Source organism: Pseudomonas sp. ASL9, assembly GCF_056680335.1.
This window is the reverse complement of the sequence record NZ_CM155277.1, coordinates 5,975,400-5,991,885: the sequence shown is the minus strand read 5'-3', so window position 1 is coordinate 5,991,885 and position 16,486 is coordinate 5,975,400. Positions and strand designations below refer to the sequence as shown.

The 16,486-nt window shown below is 55.8% G+C and carries 11 protein-coding genes and 1 pseudogene; 5 read left to right on the top strand and 7 right to left on the bottom strand.

Annotated elements, in window-relative coordinates; translation table 11 throughout:
- Nucleotides 1-145: 145 nt before the first annotated feature.
- Nucleotides 146-1,102: a LysR family transcriptional regulator gene (locus AC1ME2_RS27540; protein ID WP_480438391.1), complete on the top strand. Its 957-nt coding sequence runs from the start codon at nt 146-148 to the stop codon at nt 1,100-1,102.
- Between the two features lie 970 nt (nt 1,103-2,072).
- Nucleotides 2,073-3,914, top strand: coding sequence for an ATP-dependent zinc metalloprotease FtsH (gene ftsH / locus AC1ME2_RS27535; protein ID WP_480438390.1), 1,842 nt, complete (start codon nt 2,073-2,075; stop codon nt 3,912-3,914).
- Between the two features lie 34 nt (nt 3,915-3,948).
- Here ftsH and AC1ME2_RS27530 read toward each other — a convergent pair whose 3' ends face one another.
- Nucleotides 3,949-4,632 (bottom strand): phosphoribosyltransferase, encoded by a 684-nt coding sequence (locus AC1ME2_RS27530; protein WP_480438389.1) that lies wholly within the window; start codon nt 4,630-4,632, stop codon nt 3,949-3,951.
- Nucleotides 4,633-5,095: 463 nt separating this feature from the next.
- Here AC1ME2_RS27530 and yiaY point away from each other — a divergent pair, with 463 nt between their 5' ends.
- Both yiaY and fnr read left to right on the top strand, forming a co-directional pair.
- Entirely contained in the window at nt 5,096-6,244 is a 1,149-nt protein-coding gene (gene yiaY, locus AC1ME2_RS27525; protein ID WP_480438387.1) for an L-threonine dehydrogenase, read from the top strand.
- 502 nt (nt 6,245-6,746) lie between these two features.
- Nucleotides 6,747-7,499 carry a fumarate/nitrate reduction transcriptional regulator Fnr gene (gene fnr, locus AC1ME2_RS27520; RefSeq protein ID WP_480438386.1) on the top strand — a complete coding sequence of 251 codons (753 nt, stop codon included), beginning with the start codon at nt 6,747-6,749 and terminating at the stop codon, nt 7,497-7,499.
- Nucleotides 7,500-7,521: 22 nt separating this feature from the next.
- Here fnr and AC1ME2_RS27515 read toward each other — a convergent pair whose 3' ends face one another.
- The 5 genes from AC1ME2_RS27515 to AC1ME2_RS27495 all read right to left on the bottom strand — a co-directional run bounded on the left by AC1ME2_RS27515 (nt 7,522) and on the right by AC1ME2_RS27495 (nt 13,865).
- The gene (locus AC1ME2_RS27515; protein ID WP_480438385.1) at nt 7,522-8,436 is read right to left on the bottom strand and encodes a universal stress protein; all 915 of its coding nucleotides are present in this window, start codon (nt 8,434-8,436) and stop codon (nt 7,522-7,524) included.
- A gap of 106 nt (nt 8,437-8,542) precedes the next feature.
- Nucleotides 8,543-9,526, bottom strand: a complete 984-nt coding sequence (locus tag AC1ME2_RS27510) for a zinc-dependent alcohol dehydrogenase family protein (RefSeq protein ID WP_480438384.1) — start codon at nt 9,524-9,526, stop codon at nt 8,543-8,545.
- 153 nt (nt 9,527-9,679) lie between these two features.
- Nucleotides 9,680-11,491 carry an ABC transporter ATP-binding protein gene (locus tag AC1ME2_RS27505; RefSeq protein ID WP_480438382.1) on the bottom strand — a complete coding sequence of 604 codons (1,812 nt, stop codon included), beginning with the start codon at nt 11,489-11,491 and terminating at the stop codon, nt 9,680-9,682.
- Nucleotides 11,492-11,602: 111 nt separating this feature from the next.
- The gene (locus AC1ME2_RS27500; protein WP_480438380.1) at nt 11,603-12,271 is read right to left on the bottom strand and encodes a hypothetical protein; all 669 of its coding nucleotides are present in this window, start codon (nt 12,269-12,271) and stop codon (nt 11,603-11,605) included.
- Nucleotides 12,272-12,536: 265 nt separating this feature from the next.
- Nucleotides 12,537-13,865: an OprD family porin gene (locus AC1ME2_RS27495; protein ID WP_480438379.1), complete on the bottom strand. Its 1,329-nt coding sequence runs from the start codon at nt 13,863-13,865 to the stop codon at nt 12,537-12,539.
- A gap of 468 nt (nt 13,866-14,333) precedes the next feature.
- On the opposite strand from AC1ME2_RS27495, the gene AC1ME2_RS27490 reads away from it, so the two are divergent.
- Nucleotides 14,334-14,969, top strand: coding sequence for a TetR/AcrR family transcriptional regulator (locus AC1ME2_RS27490; protein ID WP_480438378.1), 636 nt, complete (start codon nt 14,334-14,336; stop codon nt 14,967-14,969).
- 117 nt (nt 14,970-15,086) lie between these two features.
- Here the strand turns inward: AC1ME2_RS27490 and AC1ME2_RS27485 are convergent.
- Nucleotides 15,087-16,244 (bottom strand): annotated as a pseudogene (locus AC1ME2_RS27485) (pyridoxal phosphate-dependent aminotransferase); the annotation flags it as partial.
- Nucleotides 16,245-16,486: the final 242 nt, after the last annotated feature.

Genomic DNA, 16,486 nt, shown 5'->3' with positions numbered 1-16,486 from the left:
GTTTGTTTTTTTTGGCAGGAGAACACGTGTCGCAAATGCGCTCTGATGGCGCGTGATTAAAGTGATTTATCGTCTTGGGGCTATGATTAGTCAATTTTCTATTTATTATTTCAATTATAAATTTTGCTTATTATTGAGCGCCATCATGTCAGAAGCCGATAACCCCAAGCTCCGCCGGAACGTGCATCCACTGCTCAATGATCGCCTGGACTGGAACCTGTTGCGTACCTTCCGGGTCATTGGCCAGGAGCTGAGCATCAGCCGGGCCGCAGCCCGTCTGCATTTGACCCAGCCTGCCATCAGCCAGGCGCTCAAACGCCTGGAGGAACAACTTGATTGCCAGCTCATCGCCCGACGCGGCCCGCGCTTTGTCCTGACCGAAGCCGGTGAAGAGATCTTCGCCATCGCGGGTGAGATGTACGGCCAGGTCTCGCAGATGAGTAATGCCCTGCAAAAGCCGGGTGACGAGGTAATAGGTAAGGTGCGGCTGCTGATGATCAGCCGGATTTTCTCGGAGCGTTTCGATGACTTCCTGGCAACCTTCCATCGACAGCACCCGAGGGTAGATCTAGACATAGAGGTCATGCGCAGTTCCGACATCGTCAGCGCGCTGCTGGAGAAAACCGCAACACTGGGCTTGAGTCTCAATCGCCGGCCGCAGCCTCGCCTCGAACAACATTTGTTCCTGCGCCAGCGCTATGCGTTTTTTTGTGGTCGACACCACGCCCTGTTCGGCCGTGCAGGTTTGGCGGAAGGCGACCTGCAATCGGAAAATTTTGTCAGTTTCACGAGCGACCAGATTGGCGGGATGCTTTCGCCGCTGACCATTTTTCGCGACCAGCAGGGTTTCAGCGGGCGCATCGTTGCATCGTCGCCGAGCCTGGAAGAAGTGCGACGTCTTGTGATCGCCGGCTTCGGCGTTGGCTGCCTACCGGTCCACGTTGTCGCTGACGATGAGAAGAACGGCCTGCTGTGGCGTTTGCCGCCCCACGACGGCATCGCCGACGTCGATATCCACCTGTTATGGAATCGAGACCAGAAAATGAGTCGCGCCGAGACGATTTTTATCGACAGTCTGGCAGCACGACTGGCAGCCGATTGATTACAAACATGGCGGACGGCTGGACATCGCCCATCCCGAACACAGGACCAGCTAGAGGGACGTCTCGATGGTCGCTACGGTGGATAAGGACTCGACGAAGCTCGAGGTCACCAGCATGTCGATAATTGCGATTCAGTACTCATTCCATAAAGCACCCGCTGATGCCCTATGGCTCCGGCTGTCGCCAATTTCAGGAGTAGACGATTAAACTGTGTATGCTGCTAGTTCAAGAGCGAGTACTCAATAATGCATACAGAGCCCCATGGCTTGCTGCACACAATGATCACGAGCCAAATCGAATTACGGGATGCCATCAAAAGTTTAAGGACTAGCGAGAGAGCACTCACCTCATTGAGGACGAGTGACAAAGTAAATGCCGTCACCTTGCCAATATCCCGGCGAGCAGATTTTTTTGCTATCAAAATTGGGCAGATTATTGAAGAACAGATTTAATAATGACAATCATCTGTCATTATTAAATTCAACTTTCGATCATGAATTCCAGAGCATCTAATACGGCGACTAACCGACTAAACATGCTCAGTCGGCGAAACTACCGATCGCAACGCAACGTATCGCGAACTAACTTTCCGCTTACTTCGATATGATTTTCCTCACCACTGAAATGATCGTTATAACTGGCTTGATAACTTCATTCGTATTCACGACAACAGTGAGTTTGAAGCTCTTGAGCTTGTCAGCGCTGGCGACGTCCGGCGATTGTGTAAAGCGCATGAAACACAAGGCTACGTCCTCCTCAGCCCCAACCCAGGCACGCGAATCGAGCTAACCCACGGCGACGGGATACTTTGATTTACATCAAATTTATCGACCGGAAGCGGGTCTAAAGTTCTAAAGGGTATTCAAACGCCCGGCGCTCTTCACGGTTTGCCCAAGGCGGCTGAAATAACCTGGCGTTGCGTTGCAAGGGGCTGACACCCTCATCGCCGTTCACTCTCGAGTCAAGGCCATGAAGAAGAACCATCGGTTGAATATTTCGTACGTTGTCATTGCTTTTGTTGCTCTGACACTTATTCAGTTCTTGTTCGTTGGGCGGGATGTGGTGGAGTCGATTCCCTACAGTCAATTCCTTCAGTTGCTCAATGAACACAAGGTCAGTGAGCTGAGCATCGAGAAGGACCATATCAACGGCAAACTGCAAGATCCGATTAATGGGCACAACCTGTTCTCTACGGTCCGGGTGGACACCACCTTGGCCACAGAGCTTGCTCAGTCCAACGTCAGCTTCTCCGGTGTCAACGAAAATACCCTTCTGAACGCGCTGTTCGGGTGGCTCCTGCCCTTTGTCATGATCATGGTGGTCTGGAATTTTCTGTTTCGCGGTCTCGCCGAGAAGCAAGGTATCGGCGGCATGATGAGCGTCGGTAAGTCCCGGGCGAAAATATTCGTCGAGCGCGATACGGGGGTGACATTCGCCGATGTGGCCGGCATCGACGAAGCCAAGGCCGAGCTTGTTGAGGTCGTTTCCTTTTTGAAAGATAAAACCAGGTACGCGCGCTTGGGCGCCCACATACCGAAGGGTATTTTGCTGGTCGGCCCTCCCGGAACCGGCAAGACCCTGGTCGCGAAGGCTGTTGCAGGTGAAGCCGGGGTCCCCTTTTTTTCCATCTCGGGTTCTGAATTCGTCGAGATGTTTGTCGGCGTCGGCGCAGCCAGGGTGCGCGACCTGTTCGAGCAGGCCAGGCAGGCAGCACCCTGCATCATATTCATCGACGAACTGGATGCGCTGGGAAAGATGCGAGGCGTCGGTGCGTTTGGTGGCAACGATGAAAAAGAGCAGACACTCAACCAGTTGTTGGCGGAACTGGACGGCTTCGATCCTCGCGAAGGCGTGGTTTTGCTGGCGGCTACCAATCGCCCGGAAATCCTCGATCCGGCGCTGCTGCGAGCCGGTCGCTTCGATCGTCAAATCCTCATTGATCGCCCGGACCGCCGGGGTCGGGTCGCGATTCTCAAGGTGCATATCAAGAGCATCATCGTTGAGCCCAGCGCCGACTGCGAACGCATTGCCGAAATCACCACAGGCTTCACCGGCGCGGATCTGGCGAACCTGATCAACGAGGCTGCGATAGTGGCGACCCGTCGCGGCGCCCAAGCGGTCAGTCTCGATGACTTTACGGCGGCGGTGGAGCGTATCGTCGCGGGTGTGGAGCGCAAGAGCAGCCTGCTGCAACCCGCAGAACGCCTAGTGGTCGCCTACCACGAAATGGGCCACGCCTTGGCCGCCGGAACCTTGCCGGGAATGGACCCAGTGCACAAGGTCTCGATCATTCCCCGCTCGATCGGCTCACTGGGCTATACCCTGCAACGTCCGACCGAGGATCACTTCCTGATCAGTTGCCAGACGCTCAAGGATCGCATCGTGGTGTTAATGGCCGGTCGGGCCGCCGAGTACATCGCCTATGGCCAGATCTCCACGGGCGCTGCGGACGACCTGACAAAGGCCACCGATATTGCGCGACAACTGATTACCCGCTTCGGCATGAGCACGGAACTCGGCCAGTCAGTACTGGAGCAGCAAAATCCCACTTACCTGGGCGACCACATGCCGGGTTTAGGTCAGAAGGACTACTCGGAGCAAACCGCACGGGAAATAGACCTCGGCATCAGGGCTTTGCTCGATGAAGCCTACCGTCGCGCCAAGGCGTTGCTTGAGGGGCGCCGGGCTGATCTGGATGCCGGCGCCAAACTCCTGCTGGAAAAAGAAACACTGACGCCTGAAGAGTTTCCTGCGCTCTTGTCCCTCAAGCCAGCAGAGCCCGGGCCGTCGCTGACGGTTGCTCGCAAATAGGCTCATTACTTGCCAGCACGTGACGGATGTGGGGTCAGTGCTCCGGTAGGGATTCGCGGCGCCAGGTCCGTTGCAACAGGTTGATGACCTCCTCGTCCGAGGTCTGGGAAAAGTCTACGTACCAATTACCAATTGAGAGCAGCCACTCGGGCTCCATCGGGCAAACGACCTCATCCACTTCGCGGCGCAGTGTCTCTACGGTATCAAACGACGCCACCGGTACCGCAACGATGATGCGTGAGGGTTTTTGCAGGCGCACAGCGTGTATCGCCGCTCTCATGGACGCCCCTGTGGCCAGCCCGTCATCAACCAGAATCACCACCTGATCCTGCAGGTCAACGGCTGGCCGCGTTCCGCGGTAAACGCGCTCGCGACGCAGCAGCTCCACTGTTTCCCGTGCGGCCACGGCCTCCACCGTGCGTTGATCAATATGATTAGCCCGAACCACGTCCTCGTTCATTATCTGTATCTCGCCGCTGGCAATGGCGCCCATAGCCAACTCCTCATGGAACGGAACGCCGAGCTTGCGGACCAGCAGCAGATCCAGACGGACCTCCAGGGCTGTGGCGACTTCATACGCGACCGGAACCCCTCCACGGGGCAAGGCCAGGACGATGACATCGGGTCGTCGACGGTATTTCAGCAGTGGCCCCACCAGGCTTTGACCGGCAGCACTCCTGTCAAGCAACGTGGTTTGCAGAGAGGGATAATGAGTCATTTGACAACCTCCTACCTGTTCTTTTGGCGCAGTTTTGTCATGCCTGGCTCAGGTTGAGTCACTGTAGCCTGGGCGTAAACCGCGAGAATGCTGCAGGGTCACAACATCGGAAGGTGCCAGAGCAAAGGAGGCGGCTGGGCCGTCAGTATATCGCCGTTTACATCGTTGAACTAACCACTCAGGACACTGGTTCGTAGCAGGAACGGGACACTTACGAAACCCAGCACGGCGCCCTCACCTCGCTCTCCTGACGGCCGAAAGCCAGTTGGCTTCAGACTTTCCCCCGGCAACTCAGACGCGTGATGCCTCGCGATGACGCTATCGAGCCATTACGACCAAATACCCCCGACCCACTGACTAAAGGACGATTTAGTCGTCACCCCATCGCTCCTACGATGAATCATCTCTTGATGAGTGCACCACCGGCCGTCCAGGCCAATACCCATAAAAATGAGGGTTAGTCATGAGCAGCACGTTCTTCATTCCATCCGTAAACATGATGGGCATCGGCAGTCTCGATGAGGCAATGGACGCCATTCGCAAATACGGGTTTCGTCACGCACTTATCGTAACCGACGCCGGGCTGGCAAAAGCCGGGGTCGCGGACAAGGTCGCCAAACTGCTGTCGGCGCAGGACATCAACGCGACCGTATTTGATGGTGCCAAGCCAAATCCGACCGTGAGCAACGTCGAAAAAGGTCTGGAGCAACTCAAACTCAGCAACGCCGACTTCATCATCTCCCTGGGCGGCGGCTCGCCCCATGACTGTGCCAAGGGCATCGCCTTGTGTGCCACCAATGGCGGGCATATCAGTGACTACGAAGGCGTCGATCAGTCTGCCAAACCACAAATGCCACTGGTTGCCATCAATACCACGGCGGGCACGGCCAGTGAGATGACCCGCTTTTGCATCATCACCGACGAAACCCGCCACGTGAAAATGGCCATCGTCGACCGTAACGTGACGCCACTGCTGTCGGTTAATGATCCCTCATTGATGGCCGCCATGCCTAAAGGCCTTACTGCCGCCACCGGCATGGACGCCTTGACCCACGCCATCGAAGCCTACGTTTCAACCGCAGCCACGCCAATCACCGATGCCTGCGCGCTCAAGGCCGTGGAATTAATCTCTGCCAATCTGCGCAACGCGGTCGCCAACGGCAGCGACATGCAGGCGCGGGAAAACATGGCTTACGCACAGTTTCTGGCCGGGATGGCGTTCAACAACGCCTCCCTTGGTTACGTGCACGCCATGGCACACCAACTGGGCGGCTTCTATGACCTGCCGCACGGTGTCTGCAACGCGATATTGCTGCCTCATGTCGAGAGCTTCAACGCCAGCGTTTGCCCGGCTCGCCTGAAGGACGTCGCCAGCGCGATGGGGCTTGAGACCCAACATCTTGACCACGAACAAGGCGCTGCGGCGGCCATTGCCGCCATCCGTAAATTGTCTTCGGACATCGGCATTCCGGGCGGTTTGGCTGAATTGGGCGCCAAGGCAGATGACATTCCAATACTGGCAGCCAATGCCATGAAAGACGCATGCGGCTTCACTAACCCTCGGCCTGCAGAACAGGCGCAAATCGAAGAGATTTTCCTCGCCGCTATGTGATTACGACGCGATGAACGCCAGGCAGCAGACCGGGTACTTGGCGTTCAGATTCGATCCGGATTTCTTTCGGATCGCCAACAGCTCATCCGGGATGCCCTGCCCATCAACTTCCCCGCACTTCCCCATACGTGTCCAGCGACTGACGGTTACTTTCAGCCTCCATGAATCAGTTCGCTACCTTTTTACATCTATCAATAAAGACGCAGCGCCGCCGACGTTTCCTTTGCCCAGGAATTGCTCGGGCATACAGGCACCCACCTAAATGGTTTGCCATGAGCCAAACGCCGACAGCTCCAAAATAGTTCATATGAATTCAAAAAATATAACAACACACTCGTTTGCATGTTAATAAATTTTGTTTATTTCCGAAATATCAATAGGGTAAAACAAAAAATTCTAATGACGGACAACTGCCTCGCCTGCCACTCATCTATAACTAATACGCTGCGCTCTCAGGAAGATGGTCAATTGCCTACGCTGAGATAAATAGAGGGTATTTGGCATGACACTCCCGGTAAGGCTTATCCCTACGCAACAGCTAAAAGCTGTCTGTTGTTCCGGTTGCAGTGTCCGAGCGCTTTGTTTGTTTGCAGGGTTGAACAGCTCGGAAATCGATCTTCTGTCCACCCTCATTCCGCAACGGGTCAAAATCAAAAAAGGCGAGGTGCTCTATCACGCGGGTGATCCTTTACGTTCGCTGTACGCAGTCCGATACGGATTCTTCAAGACGACCGTTATTTCGGAGGATGGTCGTGAACAGCTCACCGGTTTCCATATGGCTGGAGAAATGCTTGGCATAGACGCCATCAGCAATGACCGGCAGGTTTGCAATGCAATCGCACTAGAGGACAGTGAGGCTTGCCCCATCCATTTCGCGCAACTGGAACGGCTGTCTCAGGAGTTACCTGCGCTCCAACACAATTTGAACAGGCTGCTCAGCCGGGAAATAGTCCGTGACCATGAAATGCTTTTGCTCATGGGCAACCTCAATGCAGACGAACGTCTTGGCGCTTTTTTGCTGAACGTGTCACAGCGGATGGCCGCGCGCGGTTACTCATCCAATGCGTTCGTCCTGAGAATGACCCGGGAAGACATCGGTTCTTACCTTGGCCTGCGATTGGAAACTGTCTGCAGGGCTATTGCGCGGCTTCGTGAACTGGCTATTGTGCGCATTTCAGGCAGGGCCGTGGAGATCCTTGATTTGCCAGCCTTGCACTCGCTGGTCTCCGGGTGTCGCAGGGCTGATCGAGAATGAATGCCCCCCTGATCTGAGCGGACTAATCAGACGCTTTGACCACCAGAACACTGCAAGGGGTGTGCTGGAGAATACTCTCTGCGGTATCGCCCACAATCCTGTCCAGAGTGTGGCGCGGCAGTGTTCCCAAGACCAGTACATCAAACGCGTTATCCGCTGCGAACGCTCTGATGGTCGGGAGTGGAGCACCGGGCAGGAAGTGCACATTTTTCTTAGCCACACCATAGTGTTCGGCAAGGTCGTTGAATGCTTCCAGATGTGCATCACTGAGTGCCTCAACAAAATCTGTTTCGATAGGCATCGCCCCCATCATCGTGATGCCTGAAGCGTAGATAGCTGACCAATCGTAGACATACAAAAGATGCAGAACACCCTCGCACTGTGTTGCCAGCCGAGACGCTGTTTCGATAAGGGTGTTGTTGAGCCGAAGGTCGGCGTCAGCGGAGCGAAAAAGATTGACCGCCGCCAATATTTTGCGCGGTACCGGGTTCGCTGAATCTATCACCAGATGGACGGGGGCATGGCAGTCGCGTAAAAGCTGCCAGTCCAATGGTGTAAAAAAAACGCGTTTGAGTAATGATTCCCTGTGGGCATCCTTTATCACCATTTCCGCCTGAATGGCTTCAGCGTACGCCTGAACTTCGCCAACGATGTCGTGCGTCCAGAGCAACTGAGTCGTCACCTCAAGCCCGTTTTTTCTCTCATATTCCGCCTCCTGCTCTAACCAGTGGCGATGCAGTTGCATGTACCCTTCTCGCAACGTCGCCATCGCGTCATGATTAAACACGCCGACAAGGGCAAGTGTCTCGATGTAATCAAACGCAACAATATGCAGTGTGGCGCTGCTGGCCTTTGCCAAGGCCACCGCACGTTCAAATGCTGGCGTGCGATGCATGTGCGATGAGGCTATTAACAATAGCCGTTGAAAGTTTGCCATTGCGACCTCGACAATTCGTGCATAGTCCAATATTGAACGGTACGAAATGAGCCACATTGACTTAAATCAGAGGTCGTTATGGACGACTTCGGTTGCTGACCATAGGTCAGGGCACCAGCACGGCGGCCCCCTCGAACCTGCCCGCACGAAGGTCGGCAAGCGCCTGATTGGCGTCGGTCAAGGGATAGCGATGGGTGCGGGTGACGATGCCGATTTTCGGCACCTCCCGCAGAAAGTCGAGACCATCGCGTCGGGTCAAATTAGCGACCGACAGCAACGCCCGCTCTCCCCATAGCAATGCATAAGGAAAACTCGGAATGTCGCTCATGTGGATGCCTGCACAGACCACTCGCCCACCCTTGCGAACAGCCTTGAGGGCAAGAGGCACAAGCGCCCCCGCCGGTGCAAAAATGATCGCCAAATCCAGTGGCTCCGGTGGCGGTTGATCTGACCCCCCGGCCCATGCAGCACCCAACTGTCTGGCAAAGTCCTGAGTGTCGGTATCACCCGGACGCGTGAACGCATAGACCGACCGCCCCTGCCATTTGGCAACCTGCGCCAGAATGTGTGCTGCGGCGCCGAACCCATACAGACCCACTCGTTCGCCCTTCCCGCCCATCACCAACGCTCGCCAGCCGATCAACCCCGCACACAGCAAAGGTGCAAGCGACTCATCGCTGCCCTCCTCGCCCAACGGAAATACATAGTGAGCTTCGGCGATAACCGAAGTAGCAAAGCCACCGTCAAGTGTGTAACCGGTAAATAGCGGACGGTCGCACAGGTTCTCGTGGTGGCCGATGCAATAAGGACAGACACCACAGGTATGGCCCAGCCATGGCACCCCGACACGCTCCCCCATCGACAATCCGGTAACACCGGGGCCAATGGCATCAATCCGCCCTACGATTTCGTGGCCCGGAATGATAGGCAGATGCGGGTCGGGCAACTCTCCGTCTACGACATGCAGGTCGGTTCGGCATACACCACAGGCCGTTACCTTGATCCGTATCTGACCATGGCCGGGTTGCCGATCCGCAAGCTCGGTCCATTCCAGTGGTGCACCCAGCGTCTTCAGAACCATAGCGTGCATTGGGTTACCCTTGAGCGAAAAACGAAGACGGTCGTCCGACGCACGTCAGCGACGTTTCGAGCCACATTAGTTCGAATTCAGACTAGCTGGGTGTAATGGAACTGACTTGATAAAAATCAGAAAGACGAGATGTCCCTGTTACGTTGCGACGTCTTATCGATAGCCCCGCGCTTGCAAGTCGAACAATTGTGCATAGCGCCCACCCGCAGCGACCAGGCTGAAGTGATCGCCGCGCTCAAGCACCCTGCCCTGATCCAGCACGATGATGTGATCTGCATTGCGCACGCTGGAAAATCGATGAGAGATGAGCAACGTCATACGGCCCTTGGCGTGTTCACGAAAGTGTTCAAACACCGCCGCTTCCGCGGCCGCGTCCAGGGCCGACGTGGGCTCGTCGAGGATGAGGATGTCTGCGTTGCGGCGCATGTAAGCTCGGGATAGCGCGATTTTTTGCCATTGTCCCCCTGACAGTTCCTGCCCTCCAGCGAACCACCGACCTAGCTGAGTGGCATAGCCGTGATCGAGACGCTCGATGAACTCCGCCGCCATTCCCTGGGCAGCCGCTTCGCGCCATCGACTTTCATCGCTGAACGCGTCGATATCACCCACCCCAAGGTTATCGCCCACAGGGAATTGGTAGCGAATGTAGTCCTGAAAAATCACACCGATACGTCTGCGCAGCGCGTCCTCTTCCCACGCTTGAAGATCACTGCCGTCAAGCAGGATGCGCCCCGAGTCTGGCCGGTACAGGCGGGTCAGCAACTTGATCAATGTCGTCTTGCCCGAACCGTTTTCGCCCACCAACGCCACGCTGCGTCCCGGCGCAAGATGGAGGTCGATGTTCTCAAGCGTGGTATGGCTGGAATCCGGGTAACGAAAGCTGACGCCCTCGAAGCGCAAACCATCTCCCGGCAGGACGCCTTGAGTGAGGGTTCCGGTTTCAACCGTGACCGGCTGCGCCAAGTACTCATACAGATCGGACAGGTACAGGCCATCTTCGTAAAGACCACTGATGGCACTGAGGCTGCTGCTGACCGCCGTCTGCCCCTGTTTGAACAAAACAAGGTACATAGTCATTTGCCCAAGGCTGATGCGGCCATTTACGGTATCGACCACCACCCAGGCGTAAGCCAGATAAAACGCACTGGTGCCTAGCAGTCCCAAGAGGAACCCCCAGCCATCGCGACGCAGGGTCAGCCGGCGGTCTTCAGCGTAGAGCCGGTCAAACGTGTCCCTGTAACGTTGCAGCAAAAGAGGCGCAAAGCCGAACAACTTAACCTCTTTTATATGCGCTTCCTGAGACAGCAGTGCTTCGATGTAGCCTTGTTGTCGGCTCTCGGGGGCACGGCGGGTGAACAGGCGAAACGCATCGCCGGAGAAGTGTGCTTCGGCGAAGAACACCGGCAGTGCGCCGAGCACCAGAATCACCAACGCCCAGGGCGAGAAATGCACCAGCAATACTGCAAAACTGATGAGCGAGATCAGGTTTTGAATCAGGCCAAGCGACTTGGTCACCAATGCCAGCGGTCGCGTGGAAGCCTCGCGGCGCACGCGAACGAGTTTGTCGTAAAACTCCGAATTCTCGAACTGGATAAGCGACAGCGTCTGCGCCTTTTCCAGGATCAACATATTGACCCTTTGCCCCAGCTGCACTCTCAACAGCGACTGCTGAACAGAGAGTGCGCGCTGAGCACCCGCCAGCATCGCGAGTACCCCAGCTTCAAACAACACGTAACGCAATACAGGCCACAACGGCGCGCTGCCGAGGTCCGCATGGAGCTGCATGGCAGTAACCACGGCGTCGACAATCCGTTGCCCCAGCCATGCGGCCAGCGCGGGAAGAACGCCCGCCGCCAGTGTTGCTACCACAAGGCCCAGGAACAAGTCCCTGGACGTACTCCATACCAGCTCCAGGGCACGTCGTGCTTGGTCGAAAAAAGAGGCAAAACGGCGGGCAACAGGCATGCGGAGCAAGGTTCCTGATGGAAGGTAGTTACAAGCTTGGCGTGTCGAGAGGGTATAGACAAGTAGACTCGCGCCTGAAGTATCGCAGGCGCAGAGCGTTAGTACCTTGAGTCAGACTGAGGACGGATTAAGCTTGGATTTTTCCTGACTGAGGGACTCGGTCATATTCAGGAGCGCGGCATTCACCAACGACTGTCCCTTATCGCCAGTGCTAGAGCTTGAGCTCGAATTGGCGTCTGTGCCGGAACTTGCGCTGGCCTGCATTTCAGTCTGTTTTTTGATCACGTCAGCTATTTTGGCCTCTACCTTGGCCTTATCAGCAGGCGGCAGGGCCTTAAGGTCAGCCTCGGTGAGCCCCATGCTTTTCAGGGTGCTGTAACGCATTTTCTGTGCAGGCGTCAGGGCCATGTAGTCCTTGAACTCATCTGTCGCACTTTTACCCGACGACGTTGAGGCCGTATCGGTTAAAGCGCTCAGCGAGCTATTACCCACCTGCCCAACGCTGCCGTCGCTGCTGCTGTCAGACGTCGTAGGCGCTGCCACTAGCGAGTTAGAGTTTTGCAGACTGACCATCATTTTCGCGAAGGCTTCTTGGCGATCTTCATCTTGCTGCTGGCTAGAGGCACTCGAACTGGACGATGCGGTGCTGCTACCGGCAGTGCTCGTTTGAGCAGTTGGGTCCATAAGGCTCAGAAAGCTGTCTGAGTCTGACGTGGTCGGTACAGGGCGAGGTACCGGGATTGTAAGGTCATGCTTGCCCAGACCATTGATAGTGCTCATTTCAACGACTCCAGTTAAGTGGCGCATTTTTTGAATGCATCTGGAGAAGAAATGCAGCAAGGCACGTGCCAGATAGCATATCCCCTCTGAACGCAGCCGCTTCAGGGGTTAAAATTCTGGCGAGGCAGAAAATCTACTGCCGAACAGGCAGCGATTTGCCGTCACCGGCAAATCGTTGCCTCCTGATAAGCCCACAACTAGTAAGTCGAGAAGCTTCCCGACTCGGCTTATCGCGTCGTCGGGCCTCACTGTCGGAACTGACGGTTTAGAAAATCGAAATCGGGTAATCAGCGATCAAACGTAACTCGTCGACATTACCCTCGGCCTGATCGGCATTAGCGCGATGCCAGGCCTGACGCAAACGTAGGGACAGGTTTTTGGCCGGACCGGTCTGGACGACGTATTTGGCTTCAAGGTTGGTTTCATGGTGCTTGCCGTCTTCACCATAACCGTAGAGACGGTAAGGACTGTTAGCGGCCATGTGGGTGCCGTTGATGTCATCGCCGTTGGCATAACGAACCATGAAGCTCAGGCCCGGAACTCCGTAGGTCAGCATGTTCAGGTCATAGCGCGCCTGCCAGGATCTTTCACCCGGACCGTTAAAGTCCGAATACTGAATCGAGTTGGCCAAATTGATCGAGTCAGAGGTATCGCCAGGACCGTTTTTACCGAACGAAACATAGTCGAACGGGGTATCGCCCTGCACTTTCTGAAAGGCGAGCGTAACGGTATGAGCACTCAGGAACGAGTAAGCCGCTGCCAGCGACCAGGTGGTGTTGTCGATGGCGCCAGCTTTGGCCTGTCCTTCGTCATTGGTGCGATAGATGTTGAAATCGAAGTTCACCGACTGTCGTTCAGAGATCGGCAACGTGTAGTTAGCGTTCCCGTAGTACTGATGCCAGATGTCTTCGAGTTCCGAGCCGTACAGACTAAAGGTCAGGCTGTCCGAGACAGCGTATTTGCCACCGACATAATCAATGCTGTTGGCAGTGACGTTGGCGTAGGCGGCAAACAGTTCATGGCTGTTGTTGGTAGTGACCGGACCATTACCGCCCGTGAAGTGCCCGACGTCCAGATCAAGACCGGCAATTTCGCTGCTCAGCAGGTTGAAACCGGTGGCCGTCTGCGGAAACAGTCGTGAGCCTCCCGCAGCAAAAACCGGTGCCAACGGTTGCAGGTTGCCCCACAGTAATTCGGTCTTGGAAATCCGGATTTTTAGTGCGCCTCCCGCAGTGCCATATTCATCGGCGAGCGAACCATCGTGACGCACCGGCAAGTTACCCGTGCCAGAAGAGTCCGCCGAACCATCAAGGTTGATGGCCCAATTACCATATGCTTCTACCCCAAAACCCACGGTCCCCTGAGTAAATCCCGAACTGTAGTAACCCAGTACACCTTGGGTCCAGTCCTCATTGGTTGGGCCACCGTCTTTGACATCGCGCTCGAAGTAGTAGTTTTTGAGGTGGACATTGAGGCTGCTGTCTTCAACAAATCCCTTGGCATCAGCCTGGTCCCCAACTGGCGCGGCCGATACCAACTGACTGCCCCCAAGCGAGACCGCAAGGGCCACGAGATTCCACTTCACAGACATCATTAATTATCCCCTGATTCAATAAGACCACCGCCATCGAATACCTGAGCAACAGGAAATCCCCCTGAGTTCAGGCGAAGGATAAAGCGGTGGATTGAGCAATGGCAGGTAAGTTAAAACAGTAAGTCCGGGCTTGCACTTCCGGTGATAACAGGCTTTTTAGCCCTATTTTTATCTTGTTGCTCTGGGGTGCTCCCCCATGTACGCGAACTTTTAACATCTTTGAGGGCCACTATTTAACCCCGATCATGTGATAGACATTATCCATTGATGTAACAATGCTTGACGCCAGCGCTGCACAGCGACTGATTGCCTCTTTGAAAGAGCGGTATCCACTGTCGTCCTGGAGAGTCGCGACGGGATGATACCGTCTCATAAGTCCTCGCTGGGTTGGTCTACCCTAAATGCGAGTGGCAATTGAACGTACGTACAATTAATCTCACAGCTTGTGTCCAGCCTACAGGAGTCGCTGTGGAACTCGATGGCCGTAAATTTCGCCGCGCCGAACCTGATGAGCGTCGCGACCTGCTGATCGCTGCCACGCTCAAATGCCTTGCTGAAGAAGGCCATGCAGGCATTTCCGTACGCCGTATCGCCAAAGAAGCCGGGGTTTCCGTCGGCCTGCTCAACCATCACTTCGGCAGCATCGACATGCTGATTGCCGACGCCTATCAAAAACTCTCGCTGGGCTTGACCAACGCACTGCTACTGGAAATGGACCAAGCCGACTCCGCTGCCGAGCGGCTGGATGCCTTCCTGGTTGGCTCATTTTCGCCCCGTATTCTGGACCCGGGTTTGCTCAGCGCATGGGTGGTGTTCTGGAGCCTGATCCGTCATTCCCCTCACGTCAGCAACGCCCATGAGAAAGGCTACGGTGCGTATCGCGATTTAGTCGAACAGCTCCTCAGCGAGTTGGCGGCAGAAGAAAATTTCCAGATCAGCGATGCCTCTCTTGCCGCCATCGGCCTGTCCGCGATCCTCGACGGTTTGTGGCTGGAATGGTGCCTGAACCCCAGCACGTTTGGTGCCGATCGCGGTCTGGAAATCTGCCGGCGCTGGGTCATCGGTCTACGGCTCGGCGCGTTCAGCCCCGAGCACAACGTGTAACCTTTTCCGTAAGCCCAGCACATCAACGTGCTGCTAATAGCGATCAGCCTCGCACCCAGTATCTGCTCAACAGCAAATACTGGTAGATGACAGGGATCGATCCATCAATCTTTTCCCCACGAAATCCTTGATCCGCAGGCAGGCCTCGGCCAGGCGTTCTTCGCTGAGGGTGAACGACAGCCTGACAAAGCCTTGGGCCGGCTCACCAAACGCCGCCGCGTCGAGAACCGACACCTTGGCCTCGCGAAACAGACGCCAGGCAAAATCCAGCGAACTGAGACCGGTAGCCCGCACATCCACGAGCACGAACATACCGGCGTCAGGCTTGAGCACGCTGATGCCAGGGCAATTGCTCAGGGCATCCACCACCAGATCACGTCGGCGCCGATAGATTTCGCGCATGCCATTCGTGACTTCGTCATGGGCCAGCACGCCGGCAAGGGCCGCTTCCATGACAAAGCCTGGTAGGCCGTACAACATGCTCAGCATCAGGGTTTCCGCGTGACCGATCAGGGTCGGCTCAGCGATGATCCAGCCAATGCGCCAACCGGTCATGGCATGTGATTTGGACAGACTGCAGATAATCACGCAGCGACGTTGCATGCCTGGCAAGCTCGCCAGGCTGACATGTTCGCGCTCGTAGCAGAGGCTTTCATAAACCTCATCCACCACCACCCAAAGATCGTGGGCAATCGCCAGGTCGGCAATGGCTTGCAGCTCTTGGGCGCTGAGCATGACGCCGGTGGGGTTGTTCGGGTTGGACACAAAGATGGCGCGGGTACGCGGCGTAACGGCCGCTGCCAAACGCTCGAGATCCGGACGGAAACCGCCGTCGGCTTCACAGGTCACGCGCACCAGGGTAGCGCCGGATGCTTTGAGCATCGCTTCGTAGGTCACGTACATCGGGTCCAGCACGATCACTTCATCGCCCGCCTGCAACAGACACAGCGAGGTCACGAACAGCGCATTCTGTGCGCCGGCCACCGTGATCACATTGTCAGCCTGCACCGGCCGTCCCAAACGCTCGGTGTAGCGCGCAGCGATGGCCTGACGCAAGGAAGGTCGACCGGCGACATCGGTGTAGTGGGTGTCGCCGCTTCTTAATGCCTGAACGGCCGCATCCGTAATGAAGTGCGGCGTCGGAAAGTCCGGGTCGCCAACACTCAGAATGATCACGTCCTCGCCATCACGCTCGGCATCAAAAGCTGCATGGTGAATATCCCAGGCGGCAACGCCATGCCCGGCGATTCGTTCAACAAAAGGGGAAAAACGCATGCTGTGGAGCCTCTCATGATGAATAGAGCGGTCGGCAAGAAGCGGCGGCAAGATTCGGAGAGGCCAACATAAGTGAAATTGAACAGTCGCTCAATAGTGATGTTCAGCACTTGGCATAAAGCCTTCGCAGGTACGTGATTGTTCTACGGAAGAGGCAAGTATTGATGCTTGGGTTTGGTCTAGCGAATCCACGACTGACAGTGATCATTCATATTCCACAGGCGGCAATAAACAGCCCGCAG